We start from the raw sequence: 23,288 nt of genomic DNA, 5'->3' as shown, positions 1-23,288 counted from the left end.
GCAATTCGGCACGACAGATGGCGAATCTGGCTTTTTTTGGATGAGTTTACATTACATGTTTTTGTTCAATATCAATCGGGGTCTGAGCGATATCCGCGCGGGCCTTCAGCATCACCACATTTGGATGCTTCTGGCCTGGCTTGAAATCAAGCAGCGCTATAACCGCTCGAAAATCGGGCCATTCTGGCTGACCATCAGTATGGGCGTCATGGTTGCCGCGTTGGGCGTGATCTACGGTGCGCTGTTCAAGATGAATCTGCGCGATTACCTGCCGATGCTGGCTATTGGACTGGTGATCTGGTCTTTTATATCGCTGACTATTACCGATGGTTGCAATACCTATATTGCCTCGACCAATTATCTGAAGCAGATATCGCTGCCCCGATCCATTTTCATTCTGCAGACAATCTGGCGCAATCTGATCGTATTGGCGCACAACTTCGTAATCGTCGTACTGGTGCTGATCGGCTTTCAGATTTCGTTCTGGCACACCTTGCACTTGTTTGTCCTGGGCATGCTGTTGCTGCTGTGGAACCTGTGGTGGATTTGCACAGTAGCTTCTCTGGTCTGCGCTCGTTTTCGTGATGTCCCGCAGATTGTCATCAGTATTTTGCAGGTCATCTTTTATGTCACGCCTATTTTGTTCAAAAAGGAGATGCTCGACAAGTATCCATGGATCATTGATTTGAACCCGTTCGCGCATCTGATCGAAATCATCCGTTCGCCGCTGCTGGGCGAATATCCCAGTATTGAAAACTGGGTTGTCTGCCTGGTGATGGCGGTGGCCGGAACCATATTGGCTATTTTTATGCACGGGCGTTACCGTGCCCGCGTTCCTTTCTGGGTGTAATCATGACCGCATACATAAAAGCAGAAAATCTTAATGTCGAGATGCCGGTGTACGACCTTAGCGGCCGTTCCATGAAACTGCGCGTACTGGGCTCGCTCAAGAACGATCGTCTGCGCTCCGATCACGGCATTACAGTGGTCAAGGCCCTGCAGGACCTGCATTTCGAATTTGGCAACGGCGACAGGGTCGGTCTGGTCGGACGCAACGGGGCGGGCAAGTCGACCTTGCTCAGGGTGCTGGCAGGCATTTATGAGCCAACCAACGGTACCCTGATCACCAAAGGCCGCGCAGTGGCGCTGCTCGATATGGGGCTGGGTATGGACGAGACACTCAGCGGCTATGACAATATTCGCCTGCGTGGTACGCTGCTGGGTATGTCCTCAGCCGAGATCAAGGAAAAAACCGAGGAGATCGCCGAATTTACCGATCTGAACGATTATCTGTACCTGCCCATCCGCACCTATTCATCGGGTATGCGTATCCGCCTGGCATTTGCCATTTCAACGGCACTCGACCCGGAAATTCTGCTGCTCGATGAAGTGATTGGTGTTGGTGACGCTGCATTTCTGGAAAAGGCCAACAAACGACTCAAGGAATTTCAACAGCGTGCCAAGATCGTTTTTGTCGCCTCGCATTCGAACCAGGTCATCCGTGATATGTGCAACAAGGCGATCTGGCTTGATGCCGGCAAACAAATGATGGTGGGACCGGTAGAGGAAGTGATTTCGGCCTACGAGCAGTCGTTTTGAATGTGCGGCCCGGGACAGATATGAAAAAGAAGCTGGCGTTTATCGTTGATATACAGGGCTGGGCATTTGACATTATTGCCAGTCATGTAAAGCAGCAACTGTCGGATGATTACGAGGTCAGTCTGTATTACTGGGCTGATTATCCGATTGCCTCTCATCTTCTGCAGAAAATGGCAGATGATGGTATTACGCATGTGCACTTTTTTTTCCGGGAACACCTGAAGGTCATTTTTGAAACTGTAGGAGCAAAATCCAAAGCGGCGGTGCACCTGAATGGTCTTGTCGTTACGACGCATATTCCGGACTATCTTTACCACTCGACCGATGAACTGATCGAGCGAAAATTGGTGTTTGATTTCGTGAATGGCTACTTCGTAACCAATGCCGATCTCAAACAGATTTATGACAGCCAGGATTTCTTCGCCAGACCCGACGGTGTTCTCATCGACTGGCCGATCAGTCAGGCGGGGGTATCTGGCGGCCAGGCAGCGCCGGTTGCTGCCGGCGGCCCCATCAAAATCATGTGGACCGGCAACTCCAAATGGGGTGAGTACGCGGGTTATCGCGACTACAAGGGGCTGGAGTCGATTATTAGACCGGCAGTCGAGCGGCTCAAACAGGAAGGTTTTCCGGTTGAGCTGACTGTGATCGATTCGGCACAGCAGAAGCGATCACGCGATGAAGTGCTGGCGACGCTGGCGCAGCAGGATATTCTTTTGGTTGCGTCTCTGGCGGAAGGAACGCCGCTCACGCTGATCGAAGCCATGAGTCTTGGCGTCGCCGTTGTCTCCACGCCTGTCGGCATTGCCAGGGAAGTGCTACCCGCCGAATATCTGCAAGAGACTGTGATCGAGCGAAGCGCCGAGCAGTTTTATACGACGCTCAAGGCGCTGGTCCAGTCACGGGATCGAATTTCTGCGATGAAACAGGCCAACCTGCAGGCATTCCACGAACAGTTTGCCGCCACAGGCCCGCTCAGGGCCCAATGGTTGCAATTTCTACAGGCGGCGGCTGCCAGGACGATACCGGTGGCCACCCGCCAGCAGAGCTACAGCATCAACCGCAGTGTTTTGCGACAATATGCCGTCAACGGCGCCAGAACATTTGTTTTTTTTCTCAAGCGCGCGGGGCTGGTGCGGACAATTGACCGCTTGTTTCCCAAAGCTGCCGTTTGGTATAACCGCCTTTTGCATGGCAACAGCAGGTCAATATTTGGCGCCAACGCGGTTGACCGCGCAGCTCAATATGAGACTGTAGAGAAGGCTTACAAGGCTACGCTTGAGCAGCGCAGTCCGGAAAGACCTGTGGTGGTCTACGCGCCCATGTGGAAGGGCGTGGCCGCGTCTACTGAAAGCCTGTTTGACGATGGGCGATTCCGATTTCCTTATTTTGATGACGAATACCCGGAGGTGGCCAATCATCCGCAGTTGGATATGGCGGTCGACACGCTGCTTGAGAATTCGCCCACGCAGATTATCTATAGTGGGGGGTCTGTCATTCATCTGACCATGGCGAAAAAAGTCCGCGAACGTGGCCCGCAGATTCAGCAGTACTTTCTGTGGCACGGTTCGCCGGCGCAATGGGTCGAGCCCAGCCAGCTGGAACACTTTAACTTGTGGCACAAGTTATATAACAGTCGTGTTATTGACGGCGTGATATCAGTCAAGCCTGACCTGGAAAAAATTCTGAATGTGATTGGCATCAAAAGCTTCGGACTGATCAATCCGATTCCGGATCTGCGTCGCCAGTTCACGCTTACCGTTACCCGGCGTGCCGACGATGGGGTGGCCCATATCGGCGTTTTTTCCGCTGTCAGTTCCTGGTACAAGAATCCGTTTGTGCAGTTGCTGGCCACGCTTGGGCAAGAGAACTGGACCCTGCATACCAATGTGCCGCGTATTACCTTCAGGGATCTGGATTTTCGGCAACTGGGCAGGATGGAGTCCTATGAACAATTGCCGCGCCCACAGTTTATCGCCTTGCTGGCGTCGCTGGATTTGAACCTGTATGTGACCAATACCGAATGCTCGCCCATGGTGGTGCTCGAATGCAGCGCGCTGGGCGTACCATGCATTGTCGGGCCCGCTGGCGATATTTTCTCGGGCATTTCCGAAGAACTGGCCGGGTATTTGGTCGAGCCCTGCGTGGATAATGCCTATGCCATCTATGTCAGGATGAAGCGCGTGCTGGCCAACAAGGCGCATATCCAGTCGCTGCTTCAAGATTTTGTGCCTAAGTACAATGCGCAATGGTCTGATCTGATGGACGGCTTTTACCAGGCGCTTGAGCAAGAACGACAAGTGGCGCCTGAACCCGCCACGGCAGGTGTGACAGCGACCGGCGCTGGCGGCATCGCCAGGCACTGAGCGGCACTTTGCCGAGGCTGTATGTCAGCTTTGTTGCCCGTCTCCTGATACAGACATGATACGCGCCCCTTTTGCCGTAGACTCGCCCTTTGGGGTGGCGGCGGAGCCCGGTGAGCAAAGCGGGACTGCGGCCATGCAAGCGTTTCATGTCCCTGTGGCGATCGAATTGCTGCAATTGGATACAAGCCGGAGGCTGGTCGGGTATGGGCGGGAACAATTGATAAGGAATCCACACAATATTTACAGATGCATATACAGCACCATGGATGTGCCGTCATCGATTTGTATTAACATAGTCCCGGTTATTCAATAAAGAAAGGCCCTGATGTCCCTGTTTTCAACGACCTCCAAAACGCAGTCCGCATCCTACGAACCTGGTGTTGATGGTCTTCGCGCCCTTGCGGTGATTGCCGTCCTGTTTTTCCATGCAGGTTTTCAGGCGTTCAGTGGCGGTTATGTCGGGGTAGACGTTTTCTTTGTCATCTCGGGTTACCTGATCACCGGGATTTTGCTCAACAGTTGTATTGAAGGCAAATTCTCGTTTTTGCGCTTTATGGCGCGGCGTGTTGCACGCCTGTATCCGGCTCTGCTGTTGACACTGGTGTTGTGCCTGATTGCAGGGTTCCTGCTGTTTTCGCCGGACGACTACGTTGCCCTGGCCGACTCCAGCGTATTCGCCCTGTTTTCTGTCTCCAATTTCCGATTCTGGCTGGTGTCGGGATACTTCGATACGTCATCAGAAACCAATCCGTTGCTGCACACCTGGTCGCTGGGTGTGGAACAGCAGTTTTACTTGATCTGGCCGTTTGTTATTTTTCTCGTATACCGGTTCAACCGTGCCTTATTGCCGTGGGCGCTATTGGCGCTGGGGGCGGTGTCACTGGCGCTGTCGCAATGGTATTTGTCGGTAGACACATCTGCCAATTATTATCTGACTCCCTTTCGGGTGTTCGAGTTTGCCATAGGCGGACTGATGGTGTTTGCGGTGGATTATCGCAAGCGGCATACGCCAGGCGTGATCCTGTACGAAATCATCATGGCAGTGGGCATCGCATTGCTGCTGTACAGTATCTTTGTCTATGATAAAACCACGACTTTTCCTGGGCTGCATGCATTGGTGCCGGCCATTGGCGCGGCGTTGTGCATCTATGCGAGCCCGGCAAAGTACCTGGGCAATATTTTCAGAAATCGTGCCATGGTCACGGTGGGGCTGATCTCCTACTCGATGTATCTGATCCACTGGCCGCTGATTGTGTTCTACAAGTATTACATTTACCGGCCGCTGCTGCTGTCCGAAAGGTGGGCACTGGTGATCGCGCCGTTTATTCTGGGTTATTTGATGTATGTGCTGGTGGAAAACCGGTATCGCCGTGTGGATCTGTATAGCTGGTATTTCAAACAGACTATACAGCGTGTGTTTGCGCTTGCACTGATCCTCGTACCGGCGCTCATGATCATGACCAGCAACGGCATGAGCTTTCGGATGAATGATTATTTCGCCGAGCATATGGCCAATTCTCCGCGGTTCCATGAAGAACAATACGGAGGAGAGGGGTTTGCCATGGGCAGCCAGGTACTGGGGGACGCCAATGGTCGACGCAAATCGGCCGTCCTTCTGGGTGACAGCTATGCCAGGCAGTACGCCTTCGGCTTGAACCAGATCCTGGCCGCCAATAAGAAATGGGTGGATACCTCATTCGAAGATGGCTGTTTTTTCGGACCCGGTTACACCCGCCTGCTCGATGGCGTGCCGCGCAAGGACTGCGTGGAACGGCTGGACTATGCCCTGAAAGAGGCAAAACTGTCCAAAGTGCCGCTGCTGTACGCGGTTAGCTATCAGAATTACCAGAAAACCATGGGCACGCCCGACGGCAAGCGCGTGGATTTTCCCGATACAGAGACCTATATCCGCTTTCTGGAAACAAACTTCGACGCCATTCATGAGCGGATAGGCTTGACCAATACCCTTGTCATTATCGGTACGCCGCCGGGAGCGGGGTCCCAGGTAGGGTTGGCCTCATGCGTTGACCGGCCGGGCTATCTGCCGCTGGTGTGCGCCAAATATCTGGAACTCAATGAAGAAAAGGGCAACGCTTATGCGCTGAACCGCAGTCTGGAAAAATATGCGCAAAGTCATAAAAACGTTGAATTCATCAATCCCTATTCGGTATTGTGCGCAGGGGGACGCTGCGTGACCATGATCAAGCGCAAACAGTTTCTGTATTCCGATGGGACTCATTTGTCCAAGCAGGGGTCGGCATTCGTTATACAGGGCCTGTGGCCCAGGCTCAAGGCTATTTTCGAGAAGTGATGACTGGTGATGGGAACCCATTGCAATGTGGGCTCTGCTGTCAGGAAAATTCGGATGCCTGTACCTTCGTAATGGGCCGCGGCGTGGTTCTCGTGTCCGAGTGCTGGCGCAAATGCCACCAGCGGGCGGCGTTAGCCTTTTGCAGGTGATCTTCTGCAGGCTGCAGGGCAATTGGATTTTCCGGTGGTCAAAAAAAGCGGCCTTGCGCCGCTTTTGGATACATTCTGTCAGAAACCGGTCCTCTTGGGCACCAGGCGCTGAACCAGCAGGTTCGCAGCGTTCGTAATTAGTGCTCCTCTATCTTGCGTATCAGCCCTTCCTGGGTGGTGGAAGCGATCAGGTCTCCCTTGCTGTTGTACACGTGCGCCCGGCAAAAGCCGCGGGCATTGCTGGCGCTCGGCGATTCCAGGGAGTAGAGCAGCCATTCGTCCATACGGAACGGGCGGTGGAACCAGATGGCATGGTCAATAGTGGCCATTTGCATGCTTATGGAAAAGGGCGTCTGGTTATGCGGCAGCAGGGAAGTAAACAGCAGGTAGAAATCTGATGTATAGGCAAGCATGGCGCGATGCAGCAGCGGGTTATCGGGCAGTTTGTCTGCGGCGCGAAACCAGATGTGGGCCTGCGGATCGTAATTGCCCGGTTTAAGCATATGGCTGGGCTCGACTGGCCGCATCTCAATGGCAAAATCCCGCCCGACCAGACTGGCCAGGCGTTTGGGCAGCTTCTGCTCAATGTCGGCAATCAGTTGTTTTTCATTTTTCAGGGAGTCTGGTGGTGTCACGACGGGTGCAGGGGTTTGGTGTTGAAAACCCGGTTCTTCTCCCTGGAAACTGCTGCTCATAATGAAAATGGGCTGGTCCAGTTGCGAGGCGATCACGCGCCTGGCCGAAAAACTGCCGCCGTCACGGGTGCGTTCCACTTCGAAGCGTATCGGTTTGCTGGTATCGCCCGGACGCAGGAAATACGAGTGTAGCGAATGCACGACCCGACCCGGGCTGACCGTCAGCGACGCTGCCATCAGAGACTGCCCCAGCACCTGCCCGCCAAAAATGCGGCCTGTACCAAAGATGTCGGTGCTGATACCATTGAAAACGTCATTACCCAGTGACTCGACCTGAAGTTGCTCAATAAGGTCTGGCAGTACGTTCTGATTATCCATAGATGGTCATTTTGACAAATGAGAGGAAAGTCCGATTCTAGCAGAAGAGTTCGGGCGGCAGCGTGCCGATCGGCGATTATTATGGCCGTATCGCGCAATTGCAGCCAATAGTTTTTGCAGCTTGATACAAATTTGGACGAGGCTTAATAACCCGTTTTATAATCCCGATGACGCAAAGTCCGCACTTTGTCATATGCTTTACGGAAAAGGAACACCGAATGCCACATTTCATCCAGAATAAATTGGCAAGCCCTGTTTTTCTGACATTCATATTGGCGCTGGTGGCAATGCCACTTGCCGTCATGAGCACACAAAGCGTCCCCAGTCCGCTTTTTTATTTCCTGCTGGTTTTGTCGCTGTTTATTGTGGTCGCGTTGCGCCCGGCGCAAAGTACCTTCCGGCTCAAGACGTTTTCGTGGCTGTTCGCCCTGTGTGCTGTCTTTGTTGTGGCCGTCGTGGTATCTGAACTGGTCAATGACCGTAGTGACGGCGCGGGATTTGAAAAGGCACTGCGTTTTTCCGCCGGCCTGCCCCTGCTTGTCGCTGCTTGCTGCTATGTCCCTCGCCGTTGGCTATCCTATTCTGTATTCGGTGTATACGCAGCCCTGGTGTTTGCTATTGTATTCATCGTCTATTTGGCCTTGCCCGATTTCATTCGACCGGAAACCAGTGCCGTATACAATGCCGTGGGCTATGGCGATCTGACTTTTCTGCTCAGCGTGATCACGCTGTATTCCTGTAATGTGACGTTTACACGTTTTGCCAGAACAGAAAAGATTCTCAAAATCATTCTGGGGATATTGGGTATTGCGGCGTTTGTACTTACTCAAACGCGCAGCGGCTGGGTGGCGGTGCCCTTTTTTCTGCTGTTTGGCATCATGATCCATATGCGGGAAAATAATCGCATGAAGCTGGCCGGCGTGTTTCTGGTTGGTTTGGTGCTGGCTGCAGCCGTCACCCTGACCATACCCGGTATCAAGGACCGGGTGCAACTGGGCGAGAAAGAATTCAAGGAATGTATCACCACGGACCGCACCAAGTTGTCTTCAATCTGCATACGTCTGCAGTTGTGGCGTTCAACCATTGCTATTTGGGAAGAGAATCCGTTGTTTGGGTCCGGCGCCAACAACTATTTTTCCGAATTCATGAAAACGGACGGCGTGCAGCGCGGGCTGGTTTCCGAAGTGGTGGCCAATCAATGGGGAGAACCGCATAACGACTGGCTGCAGGCGTTAAGCAGTTACGGATTGTTTGGGGTGCTGGGCCTTTTTTTGCTTTACTTTGCGCCGGCTGCCGTCTTCATCAAGCGAATGTTGCGCACAACCAATGAGGAATTGCGAACCTACGCGGCAATGGGGGCTGCAGTCTGTGTCGGCTTTGCCGTCTTCGGGCTCTCGGAGCTGATGTTCCGCGGTTTGCGCACCATGGGGTTCTATACCGTGATCGTGGCGGTGTATCTGGCCCTGTCCACAAGAATCCGGGGTGTTGAACATTAATCAGGGTAAGTTTTTACGCGGTTTTGTCAAATACGTCATGCCGGGGCAGCAGATCGGGGCTTCGGCAAGTTTGTCACTTTTGGCGCACCCGGTATTTTGGCGCACCCGGTATTGTGGTGTCATGTGGCAAATCAGACAACAGTACAATAGCCATGTTGTCTGATCATGGGGATTGAAAGACATATATGGGCGAACAAGAAAAGGTAGCCATTTTGATGGCGCCGCGTCTGGGCGATTCCTTGCTTATGATGGTGATTGCCAATAATTTTCGTAACAATGGTGCTCAGGTGTCCATCTTTAGTGACTATATCTGGCAATTGCGCGATTGGTTTCCGGGTTTTGCCATTCATCGGTCGTTGACGGAGCAGCAGGCGCATGCAGCGCTCAGCGGCTTTGATCGGGCCATACAAATGCATCCCGGCTGGCCGTTCGATCTGACCCAAAAAAATTCGAACGCAGTCATATACGACGAACACATGGTCATTACCGGCAAGGGCTTTGTCAAGGCCTATCAAATGCGCGATTTTTGCCGCGATTACTTTGGACATACCGGGTGCACGCATACCAACGGTATGGTCGCGCCAGGCGGCATTGAAAAGAACCGCTATCCAAGACGGGTGGCGATCCATCCGACCTCCACCGGCGCATTGCGTTGCTGGGCGCCAAAGTATTTTGGCCAATTGGCTACAGATTTGATAAAGGCGGGTTTTGAACCTGCCTTTATTGTGTCGCCAGCCGAGCGCGCTGATTGGCAATGGGTTACAGGCGTGGGAGCAGCGTTGCCGGATAATCCGGGGCTGACCGGGGTCGCATGCTACATTCGGGAATCGGGCTGGTTCATTGGCAATGAGTCGGGCATTGGCCATCTGGCTTCGGCTGCCGGTATTCCGGTGCTAACGCTGACCGGCCGCATGACGCGTACCAGGGCGTGGCGACCGGCCTGGAGCATCTCACGTATTGTTTCACCATGGTATATTCCAGGGGGGCGATTGCGCGACCGATACTGGCGTATTTTGCTCACGCCAAAACAGGTGATGTGGGCGTTCGGCAAATTGCGGTCAGACACGGCTGCGGTCACCGATACCGACACTAACATGAATGCCAAGGAAGCGGCCTGATTCAGGCTGCTGCAACAAGAGGGTACACAATGAGTCTGGCCGAGCAGTTTGCCGCCGTCAATGAACAGGTACGTCTGGCATGTGAACGTGCCGGCAGGGACCCGCAGCAGGTTTGCATTTTGCCGGTCTCCAAGACCTTTGGGCATGAGGTCGTGCGCCAGGCCATGGCGCTGGGCCAGCGCCAGTTTGCCGAGAACCGGGTCCAGGAAATGAAAGAAAAGGCGCTGGCATTGAATGATTCCTCCATCGAATGGGTCGTCATCGGCTACCTGCAGACAAATAAAGTCAAGGAAGTGGTGCGTTATGCCAGCCAATTGCAATCGCTGGACCGGCTGGAGCTGGCGCAGGCGCTGGACAAACGGCTGCAGCAGGCCGGTCGCCGCCTGGATGTGTTGGTGCAGGTAAAGTCCAGCAATGAAGAAAGCAAAACCGGCATGGCGCCCGAGCTTGTGCCGCAATTTCTTAAAACTATTCGCGACTATGACACCCTGAACGTGAAGGGCTTCATGACGGTGGCGGAAAACACCCATGAGCAGGAGCGGATCAGGCGCTGTTTTGAACGTGTGCGCCAGTTGCGTGACCAATGCCAGGATGAACAGGGCCGCACATTGCCGGTTTTGTCCATGGGAATGAGCGCCGATTTTGCGCTGGCGATACAGGAAGGCTCGACGCAGTTGCGCATTGGGTCTGCGCTGTTCGGCCAGCGTCCCCCAGTGCGCTGATACGGACGTTGATAGCCCGGTGAGCTACATTCACGGTGTAATGACCCGGTGCAATAACCTGGGCGAATGGCTTGGCGTGAATACTTAGTGTGTATCTCTCGGCACTAATCTCGAGGAGCAGATATCTCGGTGCCAATATAAGATGTTGATATCAAGGTGTGGATTGTCTGATGCAGATCTCAAGTTGCAGATATCACGATATGAATATCACGGTGTAAATACCCTGATGCAGGCGATGAGGGTATGAATCTCACCGTACAACGATCATGCGCCGTAGCGACGCAAGCCGTCCAGATCAAGGATGGATACGGCGCCGTATTCCACCTGTAATAATTTTTCACTTTCCAGTTTCTTGAGCGCCTGATTGGCGCGCTGGCGCGATACCCGGGCCAGATAACCCATTTCCTCCTGCGTGATGGCCAGCCGCTGTTTCAGGCCGGGATACAGCAGGGGATTGAACAGTTCGGCCAGGCAGCGGGCAACGCGGGCATCAGCGTTGAGCAGGCGGTCATGTTCGGCGCGACCGATGAACTGCCCCACGCGCTCGTTCAGCATATCCAGCAGATAGCGATTAAACGGAATGCTATTGTCCAGCAGCCACTCAAAGGTTCGGGACGGCAGTCTGGCCACGTAGGAATCGCGCAGGGCCACGACATCGTACTTGCGGCATTCTTTCTTCAGGATGCTGCCTTCACCCAGCCAGCCACCGACCGGGATGCCGGTAAGGGATGCCACCTTGCCATCGGCATTACCCACTGAAATTCGAATCAGGCCATCCATGACGCCGATCCAGTGATCGGCGGCCTCGCCCTTGCGCGCGATGAGGGCGCCGTTTCCATAATGGGCAACGGTTACATCCTGCAGCACGCGTCGCTGGTGCTCGGGCGCGAGCAGATTGAACCACTGCGCGGCCTCGGGGGAAAAAGATGACATAGGACTTACCCTAGAAAATCATAGAATGTCGTGATGGCGACAGTTAGCTTACAATCAAACCGTTAACTTAGCAACACATAAAGTTTCCGGGGCTTTTCGCCAATACGGGGTATCCGGACCGGGGCGGGCAGAACAAATAAATCAGCGCCCGAAGACACAGGCAAGGAGACAACATGCCGCAACAAGTAAACAGCACGAGTGCCGCCGTGTCGCAGACATTTCCTGCACTGCTGCAGCATCACGCAGCAGTCCGCGGAGCCCGGCCGGCGCTCAGGGAAAAAGACCTGGGCATCTGGCAGACCTATACCTGGGCGCAGGTTGCTGCGCAGGTACAGCGCGTTGCCAATGGCTACCTGCAGTTCGGGGTGCAGCCCGGCGAACATATTGCAGTTGTGGGCGAGAACCGACCGCGGCTGTATATGGCGATGATGGCTGCGCAGGCGGTTGGCGCGATTCCCGTCCCCATGTATCAGGACGCTGTTGCGCAGGAGATGGTTTACGTGCTCCAGGATGCGAGCGTGCGGGTTGTCGTGGCGGAAAACCAGGAGCAGGTCGACAAGATGTTCGAGGTACGTGAACAGGTGCCTACGCTTGCTCATGTCATATATGACGATCCGCGTGGCTTGCGCCATTACAGCGATCCGCAGCTGCTGTCCTGGGAAGACCTGCAGCAACTGGGCGACCAGTACGCAACAGGCGCACCCAATGCTTATGCCGATGCAGTAAACCGCGTGCAGCCCGACGATACGGCCGCGATGTTTTATACATCGGGAACCACAGGCAAGCCCAAGGGTGTGGTGCTCACGCATGCCGCCCTGATTGATCGGGCGCAGGTGATTCAGGAGCTGGAAAATCTGACCGACAGGGAAGAGGTGCTAGCCTATTTGCCGCCTGCCTGGATCGGCCAGAATATGTTCTCCTACACGCAACTGCTGGTCACCGGCTTTACGGTGAATCACCCGGAATCGCCAGCGACCGTGGCGATTGATATGCATGACATCGGGCCGACGTATTATTTTTCGCCGCCACGCATTCTTGAAGACTTGCTCACGCATGTGACCATTCGCATGGAAGACGCTGGCAGGTTCAAAAAATGGCTGTTCGATACCTGCATGAAGCTGGCCCACCGCGTGGGCGGGCGCATCCTGGATGGCCAAGCCGTCGGCACGCTGGACCGTATTAAATATTCAATCGGTAATCTTCTGATTTACGGACCGCTGCGCAATACGCTTGGCATGAACCGGGTGCGCGTAGCCTATACCGCTGGCGAAGCTATCGGTCCTGACTTGTTTCGCTTTTACCGTTCGATCGGAATCAATCTGAAGCAGCTCTACGGGTCGACCGAAACGTCGGTGTTCGTTTGCGTTCAGAGCGACGGACAGGTATCTGCCGACACTGTTGGACCTCCCGTGGCGGGCGTCGAATTGCGTATTGCCGAAAGTGGTGAAGTGCAGGTAAAAAGCCCCGGCTTGTTCCGCGAATATTATCGCAATCCCGAATCCACGCGTGAATCGTTCACCGCAGATGGCTGGTATCACACAGGTGATGCCGGCATTGTTGATGCTCAGGGGCAACTGCGGATTATTGATCGCGCCAAGGACGTGGGCCGTTTGAGTGACGGGCGTATGTTCGCACCAAAGTATGTGGAGAACAAACTGAAGTTCTTTCCGTTTATCAAGGAAGCCGTGGCGTTTGGTGCAAATCGTGACTTTGTCACGGCCTTTGTCAATATCGACCTGGAAGCCGTCGCCAACTGGGCCGAGCGGCGCAGTCTGGCCTATGCCGGTTATACCGATCTGGCCTCGCGCTCCGAAGTATATGAGTTGATCGCCGATTGCATCGGCAAGGTCAATGCAGATGTGGCGCAGGACCCGCAATTATCGGGCCTGCAGATCCACCGCTTTTTGATTCTGCACAAGGAGCTGGACCCCGATGACGGTGAGCTGACGCGCACCCGCAAGGTGCGTCGCGCTTTCATCGCTGAACGCTACGGTGTACTGATCGATGCGCTGTTTTCCGGTAAACCGAGTCAGTACATCGAAACCGAAGTGAAATATGAAGATGGACGAACCGGGAAAATTGCTGCAGAGTTGAAAATTCACCCTGCCGTCGTTGTATCCGATCCTCTTAAAAAGGCCGCATGAGCATGAGTGACGAACGTGAAGCCAGAATCGGCAAGGTGATCCTTGATATGCAGAATATTTCGCTGCGGTTTGGCGGCGTCAAGGCGCTGACCGACATTTCGTTCAATGTAAAGGAACACGAGATTCGTGCGATTATCGGCCCTAATGGGGCCGGTAAAAGCTCCATGCTCAATGTGATCAACGGAGTGTATGTGCCGCAGGACGGTAGCATCCACTTCGATGGCAAACAGTTTGGCCGGATGACGCCGCGTCGTGCGGCAGAGATGGGGGTGGCGCGCACCTTTCAGAACCTTGCGCTGTTCAAGGGAATGAGTGTGCTGGACAACATCATGACCGGACGCAATCTGCGCATGAAAAGCGGGCTGATCTCGCAAGCCTTCCGGATATTCGGCGCAGAAAAAGAGGAAATCGCCCATCGCGAATTTGTCGAAAACATTATTGATTTCCTGGAAATCCAGGCCTATCGCAAAACCCCGGTCGGGAGGCTGCCTTACGGTTTGCAAAAGCGCGTGGACCTGGGTCGGGCGCTTGCCATGGAGCCACGCATGCTGCTGCTGGACGAGCCCATGGCGGGCATGAATATAGAAGAAAAACAGGATATGAGCCGCTTCATTCTGGATGTCAATGACGAATTCGGTACGACGATTGTGTTGATCGAGCATGATATGGGCGTGGTGATGGACATTTCCGATCGGGTAGTGGTGCTCGACTACGGTAAAAAAATCGGCGATGGTACGCCGTCGGAAGTGCGCTCGAACGAGGATGTGATTCGGGCTTATTTGGGTGTGGAGCACTGATCATCATGGCTTACTTTCTTGAAACGCTTTTTGGTGGTCTGATGGGCGGCATGCTTTATGCGCTGGTCGGACTCGGTTTTGTTCTTATCTTCAAGGCATCGGGGGTGTTCAACTTCGCCCAGGGCGCCATGGTGCTGGTCGCCGCCTTGTCCATGGCACGGTTTTCGGTATGGATTCCGCAATGGCTGGGATTTGAAAATTTGCTGCTGGCAAATATCCTGGCGTTCATTGTCAGCGCTGGCGTCATGGTGCTTTTCGCCATTCTTGTGGAGCGGCTGGTGCTGCGCCACCTGGTCAATCAGGAAGGCACCACGTTATTGATGGCCACGCTGGGCATCAGTTATTTCCTGGATGGACTGGGTCAGATTATCTTCGGCAGCTCGGTTTACTCCATCAATGTCGGCATGCCCAAGGATCCTGCGTTCATCCTGGATTCGGTGTTCGAAGGGGGCATTCTGATCAGCCTGGAAGACCTGACGGCCGCTGTCATCTCAGCAGTGCTGGTGGCGCTGCTGGCGTTCTTTTTCCAGTACACGGCTACAGGGCGCGCGTTGCGTGCCGTGGCAGATGATCACCAGGCCGCGCAATCTATCGGCATTCCCCTGAATCGCATTTGGGTCATTGTCTGGGTCGTCGCCGGCATTGTGGCACTGGTTGCCGGGATTATCTGGGGCTCAAAGTTTGGCGTGCAGTTTACGCTGTCCACTGCGGCGTTGCGTGCATTGCCGGTTGTGATATTGGGTGGGCTCACATCAGTGCCCGGCGCCATTATCGGCGGCCTGATTATTGGCGTTGGAGAAAAGCTGTCCGAAGCCTATATCGGTCCGTTCATAGGCGGGGGGATCGAGATCTGGTTTGCCTATGTGCTAGCGCTGGTGTTCCTGTTGTTCCGCCCGCAGGGTCTGTTCGGCGAAAAAATCATTGACCGCGTGTAAAAGGCAAGGGAATCCATATGTTTTATCGTGAAAACGGTCAGTTCAAAATCAGTTACCGGCAGGATCAACAGATTTTTCCGATCAGGCAGGACCGTATCTTTATTGCGTTATTGCTGATCGTGGCTATCGTTGTCGTGCCGCTTGTGTCTACCAATTACTTCCTGGGCGGGATCATGATCCCGTTTCTGATACTGGCCATGGCGGCTATCGGCTTAAATATTCTGGTGGGCTATTGCGGCCAGATCTCGATGGGCACCGGCGCCTTCATGGCGGTGGGGGCCTATGCCGCATGGAACTTCGGCGTACGCTTTCCGGGACTGCCACTTATCTTTCAACTTCTGATGGGCGGTGTCTTTGCCACTTTGGTGGGTATTCTTTTTGGCATTCCAAGCATGCGGATACGCGGTCTGTATCTGGCGGTTGCCACGCTGGCGGCGCAGTTCTTTGTAGACTGGACCTTCCTGCGTATTCCATTCTTCACCAATAACTCATCATCGGGCAGCGTGTCGGTGCCACGGCTGGACTTTTTCGGTTTGCCGGTACAAACGCCTTTGCAGAAATATTTGTTCGTACTTGCACTTGTGATAGTCATCGCAGTGCTGGCCAAGAACCTGGTGCGCGGCGCCATCGGTCGTGAGTGGATGGCCATTCGTGATATGGACGTGGCCGCTTCTGTTATCGGGATCCGTCCCATGTATGCCAAGCTCAGCGCCTTTGCCGTCAGCTCGTTCATTGTGGGTATCGCCGGCGCTTTGTGGGGCTATATCCATCTTGGTTCCTGGGAGCCGTCTGCCTTCGATCTGAACCGCTCTTTCCAGTTGCTGTTCATGGTTATTATTGGCGGGCTCGGGTCTATCGTAGGCAGTTTTTTTGGGGCCGCCTTCATCGTCCTGGTGCCCATTATGCTCAACCGGGTTCCCGAAATGCTGGGGCTCTCGCTGGGAGTGGATACGGCAGCGCATATCGAGCATATGGTATTTGGCGCCCTGATTGTATTTTTCCTGATCGTCGAGCCACATGGTCTGGCGCGGCTGTGGAGTATTGCGAAAGAAAAATTGCGGATTTGGCCGTTTCCGCACTAGTGGTGTGCTGTTTGCTGTGCTGGATGTATTCAATAAATAAAACCTATCTGGATGAAAATCCGAGGAGAGAGACATGAAATTGAAAATGAAACAATGGATAGCCGCACTGGGTGTCGCCGGAGTGCTGGGTACGCTGCCGCTACAGGTGCAGGCAGCCGACGAACAATTTATTCCATTGCTGACCTACCGTACGGGTTCGTTCGCGCCGCTGGGTATTCCCTGGGCCGATGGCAAGATTGATTACCTCAAGCTGGTCAATGAGCGCGACGGCGGCATCAACGGCGTCAAGATCGCCTATGAAGAATGTGAAACCGCCTATGCGACAGATCGCGGCGTAGAGTGTTACGAGCGCTTTAAGGCTGCTCACGGCGGCGCGTCGGGCTTTGATTCACAGTCCACCGGTATCACATTTGCGGTTTCGGACAGGGCCCCGAGAGACAAGGTGTCTATCGAAACGGTGGGTTATGGCTTGTCTCAATCTGCAGACGGTTCTGTCTTTAAATGGAATTTTCCGTTGCTGGGTACCTACTGGACCGCGGCTGATGTAATGGTTCAGGACATTGCCAAAAAACTGGGGGGAGAAGATAAGCTCAAAGGCAAGAAAATCGCCCTTGTGTATCATGACTCGCCCTATGGCAAAGAGCCGATCCCCTTGCTCAAGGCGCGGGCCGAAGCCAACGGCTTCGAACTGCAGCTTTATCCGGTGACAGCACCGGGTGTTGAGCAGAAATCCACATGGCTGCAAATCCGCCAGAAACGGCCTGATTACGTATTGCTGTGGAGTGCAGGCATCATGACGCCAACGGCCATTCGTGAAGCGCAGGCTACCGGTTACGCCCGTGACAAGATCTATGCCATCTGGTGGGCCGGGTCAGAGGGCGATGTGAAGGATCTGGGTGAGGTGGCCAAGGGATACAACGCCATTACGATTCACAATACCGGGGAAGCCAAGGGCAAGGTATACGACGATCTGAAAACGCATCTGTTTGACAAGGGCAATGGTTCCAGCAAAAACACCCTGGGCACCATCGCTTACACCCGTGGTCTGGTCATTTCCATGCTGCAGGTTGAGGCCATTCGCACTGCCCAGGAAAAATACGGCAAGGGCAAGCATATGACTTCCGAACAGGTGCGCTGGGGTTTCGAAAACCTGAACCTGACCGAAGCGCGATTGAAGGAAATCGGCTTTGACCAAATCATCAAACCGTTCAAAACTTCTTGCGCCAACCACGTTGGTGAAGACTGGGCCCGGATCGTCCAGTGGGACGGCAGCAAGTTTGTTCCGGCTTCAGATCTGTATCAGGCAGACCAGAAATATGTGGGACCGCTGGTCAAGTCTGAAGCCGAGAAATACGCACAGTCAAAGAAAGTGACTCCACGTGACTGCAGCAAGACTTCTTCCTGAGGGATGAGGAGCGTCCACCCCCGGCGCGGTACGGTGCCGGGGGATGGGCAACCCATCAGACAGCACATAGCGGGATATCAATATGCAAACCACGCCAACTGCAGCAGACGCTGCCGCCAAGCCGGAACCTGAAAAGCTCCTGTTGAACGTCAACGGTATTGAAGTGATCTATAACCACGTTATTCTTGTCCTGCGCGGCGTTTCGCTGGTGGTGCCGGAAGGCAAGATTGTGGCGCTGCTCGGCGCAAACGGCGCCGGCAAGACGACGACATTGCGTGCCGTATCGAACCTGCTCAAAAGCGAGCGCGGCGACGTGACCAAAGGGACGATTCATTACCAGAATGAACGGGTCGACAGTATGACACCGGCTGACCTCGTAAAACGGGGAGTGATACAGGTCATGGAAGGACGTCATTGTTTTGGCCACCTGACCATCGAGGAGAACCTGCTTACCGGCGCCTATACGCGCAAGGTGAGCAAGGGCGACATTCAGGCATCGCTGGATCGGGTGTACCAGTATTTTCCCAGACTCAAACAGCGTCGCAGCAGCCAGGCTGGCTATACCTCGGGCGGGGAACAGCAGATGGCGGCCATTGGGCGCGCTCTGATGGCCGACCCTAAAATGATTCTGCTGGATGAACCATCCATGGGTCTGGCGCCGCAGATTGTCGAGGAAATCTTCGAAATCGTGCGTGACCTCAATACCCGTGAACGGGTGAGCTTTTTGCTGGCCGAGCAGAATACCAACATCGCGCTGCGTTATGCCGACTACGGCTACATTCTGGAAAGCGGCCGGGTAATGATGGACGGCACGGCCCAGGAGCTGGCCAGCAACGATGACGTGAAAGAATTTTATCTGGGCATTGAAAGCGGCGATCGGAAAAACTTTCGTGACACCAAATTTTATCGCCGCCGCAAGCGCTGGCTGGCTTAGGAGCAGAGAATGACTGAGTATTTCGATGCTCTGGAAGTGCGCGATCAGGCGCAGCGTGAGGCCGATCTGTTTGCGGCATTGCCCGCAGCGCTGGCTGCAGCGCGCGAGCGGGCGCCGGCAATTGCCACGCAGTTGCAGGACGTGCCGGTGGACCGCATCACCAGTCGCCAGGCGCTAGCCGCCATTCCGGTATTGCGTAAATCTGAGCTGCTCAAGCGGCAGCATGCGCAACGTACGCAGACCGGTCAAAAGCCCGCCCACGCGGGCCCTGGCCCTGGGGCGGGCACTGTCGTGCAACGCGTCTTTGGCGGCTTTTCAACGATTGGCTGGGGTGACGCGGCGCGTGTATTTGCCTCGCCCGGCCCCATTTATGAGCCCGAGAGCAAACGAGCCGACTACTGGCGTTTCGGCCGCGCGCTGTATGCGGCTGGCTTTCGAGCCAATACGCTGTTGTACAACTGCTTTTCGTATCATTTCACCCCAGCCGGTTCCATGTTTGAAACGGCTGGGCTGGCCATCGGTTGTACGGTATTTCCGGGCGGGGTCGGCCAGACTGAAATGCAGGTGGCAACCATCCATGATTTGCAGCCCGAGGGCTATGCAGGCACCCCCAGCTTTCTCAAACTGATTCTGGAAAAAGCCGACGAAATGCAGATCGCATTGCCGTCATTGAAGCGCGCACTGTTCTCCGGGGAAGCATTTCCGCCGTCGTTGCAGACCTGGTTCGCACAACGCGGGATTCACGGCTATCAGGCCTACGGCACTGCCGACCTGGGCTTGATCGCCTATGAGTCCGAAGCGCGGGATGGGTTGATTATCGGCGAAGATATTGTGCTGGAAATTGTGCGGCCCGGCACCAATGAGCCGGTACCCGAAGGCGAGGTGGGGGAAATTGTTGTGACTACCCTGAATCCCGATTATCCGCTACTGCGTTTTGGCACTGGAGATCTGTCGGCAATCATGCCCGGGCATTCAGCCTGCGGTCGCACCAACAAGCGGATTCGCGGCTGGATGGGACGGGCTGACCAGACGACCAAGGTGCGGGGCATGTTTGTGCACCCGGAGCAAGTGGCCAGAATCGTCGCTCGCTTTGAGCAGATCAACAAGGCCAGGCTGGTCGTTTCCGGTGAAACCGGGCGCGATGACATGACCCTTTTTGTGGAAGTGGACGGCGTGCCCGCCGCAGGCCTGCAGGAAAAACTGGGTAATGTGGTTCGGGAAGAAACCAAGCTGCGTGCCGCCATTGTTTTTGTCGGGGTCGGCGAACTGGCCAATGACGGCAAGGTCATTGAAGATAGTCGCTCTTACGAATAAAAAAGCAAAATAGAACCTGCCTCAGAAGGGCGGGTTCTGCAGCGCCTGCAGCAGGATCTGTTCAAAGTCAGTCACAGGCCTGCCCAGTAACGCCGCGACCGATGTGGTTTTTTCCGGCAGATAGCGTACCGGGCTGTGCAGCGCCACTTCAAAACGGTTTGCCATGTCGGTCAGTTTCGTGCTGTCGGCATTGACCAGAATCACCGCATGCGATAGTAGCGAAAAAGCGGGTGTTGTTGCCGTCCGGTTGCGACGCCAGTACTGGGCCGTGCCGGCGATTTTTTTACCATCAACAGCCAGATTGAACCGGCCGTCGCAGAACGAGCCCTGCACCGGCTGGGGCGTAGCATGAATGCCGCAAGCAGCCAGCGCGTTGGCAATCAGTTCACACAGGCCAAGGTAATGCGCTTCGACATGCTGCAGCGGATAATTGGCCTGGACCGGGTAGGCCAGATGTAAATTGATTACCCCGGCCGCCTGGGGCACCACACCCCCGCCGGACAGGCGAACATCGACGGGCAGGCCCGCTGCGGCCAACTGCTTGCTGGCCGCTTCAAAGTGTCGGTTGCGCTGATAACTGCGCGGCACGCTGATTCCCTGGCTGGCTTGGTGGATGACCGCAAGGCGCTGTCCCTGCCGGTCGACCTGATCCAGCAGCCGCGCCTCGCTGTCCCGACGGCTGCGCCCGTCTTCAAAAATGGCACTGGGCGGCAGGGCAAAAAAGGGCGCATTCATGTTAGCTGGCAGTCCTGTCGCGGGTGCGGCCGGGCCATGCGGCGGGCAGAAGGGATCGACGGACCGTGAGCAACCACCGGCCGGCAGGAAAGGTTTGCCGGGGCGGTGGAGAAATCAGAACAATTATATTTGATGATCGGCCATGGGCGATTGCTGATTGGCGAGGGCGATGGGCGCGCTTGCGATCCGGATGGGTCCAGGCACGTCTGCTCCTGGGGACAGCGGTGGCCTTTGCGGGTCTGCATCCGGCCGTTCCTGCTCAATCAGGCCTCGGCCTGTTCCTTGGCTTGTTTTTTCAGCCTGGTCTTGATGCGACTTTGCTTTAAGGGCGACAGATATTCAACAAATACCTTGCCCAGCAGGTGGTCCAGTTCGTGCTGGACACATACGGCCAACAGGCCTTCTGCGTCAAATTCGAAGGTTTCTCCCTGCTCGTTGAGCGCACGGACGCGAATGCTGGCCGAGCGCTCCACCTTGTCGTAAACACCGGGAACCGACAGGCAGCCTTCTTCATATACCTGTTTATCGTCGCTTTTCCAGATAATTTCAGGGTTGATGAGCGCCAGCAGGTCGTCGCCTTCTTCGGAGACATCAATGACCACCACGCGTTCATGCACGTTGACCTGGGTCGCAGCCAGCCCCACGCCGGGTGCGGCATACATGGTTTCAGCCATGTCACGGACGAGCTGGCGAATGCGGTCATCCACCTGGGCTACCGGTTTTGCTACCGTGTGCAGCCGGGGATCGGGAAATTGAAGAATAGGTAAGAGTGCCATGGCCAATATTATAATTGAAATCGATGCTGCTTGGGGTTCACAGCCCGCCGGGCCCCTCTGGCGCAGCAGGTCAAATTGCATGATGCATCGGAATCCTGGGGGTGCCGCAGAAAAATCATCATTCTCTTGCGACTATATTCCTATAATAGGGTGTTTTTTCACAAATTCAAGCGGATGGATATGGCAATGTCAGATGAAGAGCGGTACGCGTGGATTCGTCTCACGCTGGAACCCGGGATAGGCCCGGTCACTGCCCGTCATCTGCTGGTTGCCTTCGGACTGCCTCAGGATATTTTTGGCGCCTCGGTGGCGGCGCTGATGAAGGTGGTGCCCCAGAAACAGGCGGTGCAACTGGCCGCAGCGGTCGACCCGGTTACCCACACCCTGATCGAGCGCACTTTCGACTGGCTTGCCCGCCCCGGCCATCATATCGTGACGCTGGCCGATGAACTGTATCCCGCCCGATTGCTGGATACTGCCGATCCGCCGTCCCTGCTTTATGTGGACGGCGATCCCCAGGCGCTGTCCCGGCCCGTGCTTGCCATGGTGGGCGCGCGCTCGGCCACGGCAGGCGGCACCGATAATGCCTTCGCTTTCGCACGACATCTGGCCGATGCCGGCTGGACCATCGCTAGCGGCCTGGCCCAGGGCATTGACGCGGCCGCTCACGAGGGCGCGTTGGCCAGTGGCGCGGCGCCGGCCACCATTGCGGTCATGGGAACGGGCATCAATCGCGTCTATCCGGCAGCCAACAAGGGGCTGGCCATGCGGATCCGGGAGCAGGGGGCGCTGGTGAGCGAATTGCCGCTGGATACCGCAGCGGTGGTGCATCAGTTCCCTCGCCGCAACAGAATCGTCGCAGGGCTTTCGCTCGGCGTACTGGTGGTCGAAGCCGCGCAACGCAGCGGCTCGCTGATTACAGCGCGTCTGGCCGGGGAAAACGGTCGCGAGGTGTTTGCCATTCCGGGTTCCATTCATTCGCCGTTGTCACGTGGCTGCCATGCGCTGATCCGGCAGGGCGCCAAGCTGGTGGAAACCGCCGAAGACATTCTGGAAGAGCTTGCGCGCAGCGGTTCGGCACCCAGCCCTGGCGCCGGCCTGGGCCGTGAATCCGGGCGGCAGCCGCAGCCTGGCTCGAAGCGTGCGGCCACACCCCTGGCGCTCATAACGCCTGGAACGCGCCGGGAGGCGCAATCGGGCGACGCGCGCAGTACGCCAGCCGTGATCACGACCACCAGCAATGCGGCACACCAGGCGCTGCTTGAGAAGATGGGGTTTGACCCGGTCTCCATGGATTTGCTGCTGGTCAGGCTTGACACCACGGTGGGCACGCTGGCGGGGTTGCTGACCGAATTGGAAATGGCCGGTAAAATAGTGCGCCTGCCAGACGGACGCTATCTGCAACGGGTGAATCACTTACAATAAGCAACGCAGCAAAGTCGATGCCGTCACGCATGCC

At 55.4% G+C, this 23,288-nt stretch carries 19 protein-coding genes; 15 read left to right on the top strand and 4 right to left on the bottom strand.

Features of this window, described 5'->3' with window-relative positions; genetic code table 11:
• The first annotated feature begins 55 nt into the window (after positions 1-55).
• The 4 genes from INT32_RS08725 to INT32_RS08710 all read left to right on the top strand — a co-directional run bounded on the left by INT32_RS08725 (position 56) and on the right by INT32_RS08710 (position 6,276).
• Positions 56-850 carry an ABC transporter permease gene (locus INT32_RS08725; RefSeq protein ID WP_226816797.1) on the top strand — a complete coding sequence of 265 codons (795 nt, stop codon included), beginning with the start codon at positions 56-58 and terminating at the stop codon, positions 848-850.
• 2 nt (positions 851-852) lie between these two features.
• Positions 853-1,599, top strand: a complete 747-nt coding sequence (locus INT32_RS08720; RefSeq protein ID WP_193088345.1) for an ABC transporter ATP-binding protein — start codon at positions 853-855, stop codon at positions 1,597-1,599.
• A 20-nt stretch (positions 1,600-1,619) separates the two neighbouring features.
• On the top strand, positions 1,620-3,965 hold the full coding sequence (locus INT32_RS08715) for a glycosyltransferase (protein ID WP_193088344.1): 2,346 nt from the start codon (positions 1,620-1,622) through the stop codon (positions 3,963-3,965).
• Between the two features lie 325 nt (positions 3,966-4,290).
• Complete coding sequence (locus tag INT32_RS08710) at positions 4,291-6,276, top strand: acyltransferase family protein (RefSeq protein WP_193088343.1); 1,986 nt, start codon at positions 4,291-4,293, stop codon at positions 6,274-6,276.
• Positions 6,277-6,562: 286 nt separating this feature from the next.
• Here the strand turns inward: INT32_RS08710 and INT32_RS08705 are convergent, their stop codons facing one another.
• On the bottom strand, positions 6,563-7,438 hold the full coding sequence (locus INT32_RS08705) for an acyl-CoA thioesterase II (RefSeq protein ID WP_193088342.1): 876 nt from the start codon (positions 7,436-7,438) through the stop codon (positions 6,563-6,565).
• A 218-nt stretch (positions 7,439-7,656) separates the two neighbouring features.
• Here INT32_RS08705 and INT32_RS08700 point away from each other — a divergent pair, with 218 nt between their 5' ends.
• From INT32_RS08700 to INT32_RS08690, 3 genes are all read left to right on the top strand, one after another.
• Positions 7,657-8,934 (top strand): O-antigen ligase, encoded by a 1,278-nt coding sequence (locus tag INT32_RS08700; RefSeq protein WP_193088341.1) that lies wholly within the window; start codon positions 7,657-7,659, stop codon positions 8,932-8,934.
• 185 nt (positions 8,935-9,119) lie between these two features.
• Positions 9,120-10,052: a glycosyltransferase family 9 protein gene (locus INT32_RS08695; protein WP_193088340.1), complete on the top strand. Its 933-nt coding sequence runs from the start codon at positions 9,120-9,122 to the stop codon at positions 10,050-10,052.
• A 29-nt stretch (positions 10,053-10,081) separates the two neighbouring features.
• A complete protein-coding gene (locus INT32_RS08690) occupies positions 10,082-10,774 on the top strand; it encodes a YggS family pyridoxal phosphate-dependent enzyme (protein WP_193088339.1) in 693 nt (230 codons plus the stop codon).
• Between the two features lie 264 nt (positions 10,775-11,038).
• Here the strand turns inward: INT32_RS08690 and INT32_RS08685 are convergent, their stop codons facing one another.
• Positions 11,039-11,707 carry a Crp/Fnr family transcriptional regulator gene (locus tag INT32_RS08685; protein WP_193088338.1) on the bottom strand — a complete coding sequence of 223 codons (669 nt, stop codon included), beginning with the start codon at positions 11,705-11,707 and terminating at the stop codon, positions 11,039-11,041.
• 173 nt (positions 11,708-11,880) lie between these two features.
• On the opposite strand from INT32_RS08685, the gene INT32_RS08680 reads away from it, so the two are divergent.
• The 7 genes from INT32_RS08680 (at position 11,881) to INT32_RS08650 (ending at position 20,318) form a co-directional block, all read left to right on the top strand.
• Entirely contained in the window at positions 11,881-13,851 is a 1,971-nt protein-coding gene (locus INT32_RS08680; RefSeq protein WP_193088337.1) for a long-chain fatty acid--CoA ligase, read from the top strand.
• The gene (locus INT32_RS08675) at positions 13,848-14,648 is read left to right on the top strand and encodes an ABC transporter ATP-binding protein (RefSeq protein ID WP_193088336.1); all 801 of its coding nucleotides are present in this window, start codon (positions 13,848-13,850) and stop codon (positions 14,646-14,648) included. Before INT32_RS08680 ends, INT32_RS08675 begins: the two co-directional genes overlap by 4 nt.
• A gap of 5 nt (positions 14,649-14,653) precedes the next feature.
• Positions 14,654-15,583, top strand: coding sequence for a branched-chain amino acid ABC transporter permease (locus INT32_RS08670; RefSeq protein ID WP_193088335.1), 930 nt, complete (start codon positions 14,654-14,656; stop codon positions 15,581-15,583).
• Positions 15,584-15,600: 17 nt separating this feature from the next.
• Positions 15,601-16,665: a branched-chain amino acid ABC transporter permease gene (locus tag INT32_RS08665; RefSeq protein ID WP_193088334.1), complete on the top strand. Its 1,065-nt coding sequence runs from the start codon at positions 15,601-15,603 to the stop codon at positions 16,663-16,665.
• A gap of 73 nt (positions 16,666-16,738) precedes the next feature.
• On the top strand, positions 16,739-18,070 hold the full coding sequence (locus tag INT32_RS08660; protein WP_193088333.1) for an ABC transporter substrate-binding protein: 1,332 nt from the start codon (positions 16,739-16,741) through the stop codon (positions 18,068-18,070).
• Positions 18,071-18,152: 82 nt separating this feature from the next.
• Positions 18,153-19,004, top strand: coding sequence for an ABC transporter ATP-binding protein (locus INT32_RS08655; protein ID WP_193088332.1), 852 nt, complete (start codon positions 18,153-18,155; stop codon positions 19,002-19,004).
• Between the two features lie 9 nt (positions 19,005-19,013).
• Positions 19,014-20,318, top strand: coding sequence for a phenylacetate--CoA ligase family protein (locus INT32_RS08650; protein ID WP_193088331.1), 1,305 nt, complete (start codon positions 19,014-19,016; stop codon positions 20,316-20,318).
• A gap of 21 nt (positions 20,319-20,339) precedes the next feature.
• Here INT32_RS08650 and INT32_RS08645 read toward each other — a convergent pair whose 3' ends face one another.
• Both INT32_RS08645 and def read right to left on the bottom strand, forming a co-directional pair.
• Positions 20,340-21,053 (bottom strand): lipoate--protein ligase family protein, encoded by a 714-nt coding sequence (locus INT32_RS08645; RefSeq protein WP_193088330.1) that lies wholly within the window; start codon positions 21,051-21,053, stop codon positions 20,340-20,342.
• 263 nt (positions 21,054-21,316) lie between these two features.
• Positions 21,317-21,829, bottom strand: a complete 513-nt coding sequence (gene def, locus INT32_RS08640) for a peptide deformylase (protein ID WP_193088329.1) — start codon at positions 21,827-21,829, stop codon at positions 21,317-21,319.
• A gap of 174 nt (positions 21,830-22,003) precedes the next feature.
• On the opposite strand from def, the gene dprA reads away from it, so the two are divergent.
• Positions 22,004-23,254, top strand: a complete 1,251-nt coding sequence (gene dprA / locus INT32_RS08635; RefSeq protein ID WP_370540202.1) for a DNA-processing protein DprA — start codon at positions 22,004-22,006, stop codon at positions 23,252-23,254.
• Positions 23,255-23,288: the final 34 nt, after the last annotated feature.

Source organism: Advenella sp. FME57 (assembly GCF_014897675.1).
Classification (GTDB): domain Bacteria; phylum Pseudomonadota; class Gammaproteobacteria; order Burkholderiales; family Burkholderiaceae_B; genus Advenella.
Note: the sequence above shows the minus strand (reverse complement) of the source record. Positions and strands in the feature narration are given on the sequence as shown.

Bases quoted from the DNA above. Each gene is read 5' to 3' on its own strand.
- INT32_RS08725 (WP_226816797.1), top strand. From the start codon at position 56: ATGTTTTTGTTCAATATCAATCGGGGTCTGAGCGATATCCGCGCGGGC.
- INT32_RS08720 (WP_193088345.1), top strand. From the start codon at position 853: ATGACCGCATACATAAAAGCAGAAAATCTTAATGTCGAGATGCCGGTG.
- INT32_RS08715 (WP_193088344.1), top strand. From the start codon at position 1,620: ATGAAAAAGAAGCTGGCGTTTATCGTTGATATACAGGGCTGGGCATTT.
- INT32_RS08710 (WP_193088343.1), top strand. From the start codon at position 4,291: ATGTCCCTGTTTTCAACGACCTCCAAAACGCAGTCCGCATCCTACGAA.
- INT32_RS08705 (WP_193088342.1), bottom strand. From the start codon at position 7,438: ATGGATAATCAGAACGTACTGCCAGACCTTATTGAGCAACTTCAGGTC.
- INT32_RS08700 (WP_193088341.1), top strand. From the start codon at position 7,657: ATGCCACATTTCATCCAGAATAAATTGGCAAGCCCTGTTTTTCTGACA.
- INT32_RS08695 (WP_193088340.1), top strand. From the start codon at position 9,120: ATGGGCGAACAAGAAAAGGTAGCCATTTTGATGGCGCCGCGTCTGGGC.
- INT32_RS08690 (WP_193088339.1), top strand. From the start codon at position 10,082: ATGAGTCTGGCCGAGCAGTTTGCCGCCGTCAATGAACAGGTACGTCTG.
- INT32_RS08685 (WP_193088338.1), bottom strand. From the start codon at position 11,707: ATGTCATCTTTTTCCCCCGAGGCCGCGCAGTGGTTCAATCTGCTCGCG.
- INT32_RS08680 (WP_193088337.1), top strand. From the start codon at position 11,881: ATGCCGCAACAAGTAAACAGCACGAGTGCCGCCGTGTCGCAGACATTT.
- INT32_RS08675 (WP_193088336.1), top strand. From the start codon at position 13,848: ATGAGCATGAGTGACGAACGTGAAGCCAGAATCGGCAAGGTGATCCTT.
- INT32_RS08670 (WP_193088335.1), top strand. From the start codon at position 14,654: ATGGCTTACTTTCTTGAAACGCTTTTTGGTGGTCTGATGGGCGGCATG.
- INT32_RS08665 (WP_193088334.1), top strand. From the start codon at position 15,601: ATGTTTTATCGTGAAAACGGTCAGTTCAAAATCAGTTACCGGCAGGAT.
- INT32_RS08660 (WP_193088333.1), top strand. From the start codon at position 16,739: ATGAAATTGAAAATGAAACAATGGATAGCCGCACTGGGTGTCGCCGGA.
- INT32_RS08655 (WP_193088332.1), top strand. From the start codon at position 18,153: ATGCAAACCACGCCAACTGCAGCAGACGCTGCCGCCAAGCCGGAACCT.
- INT32_RS08650 (WP_193088331.1), top strand. From the start codon at position 19,014: ATGACTGAGTATTTCGATGCTCTGGAAGTGCGCGATCAGGCGCAGCGT.
- INT32_RS08645 (WP_193088330.1), bottom strand. From the start codon at position 21,053: ATGAATGCGCCCTTTTTTGCCCTGCCGCCCAGTGCCATTTTTGAAGAC.
- def (WP_193088329.1), bottom strand. From the start codon at position 21,829: ATGGCACTCTTACCTATTCTTCAATTTCCCGATCCCCGGCTGCACACG.
- dprA (WP_370540202.1), top strand. From the start codon at position 22,004: ATGGATATGGCAATGTCAGATGAAGAGCGGTACGCGTGGATTCGTCTC.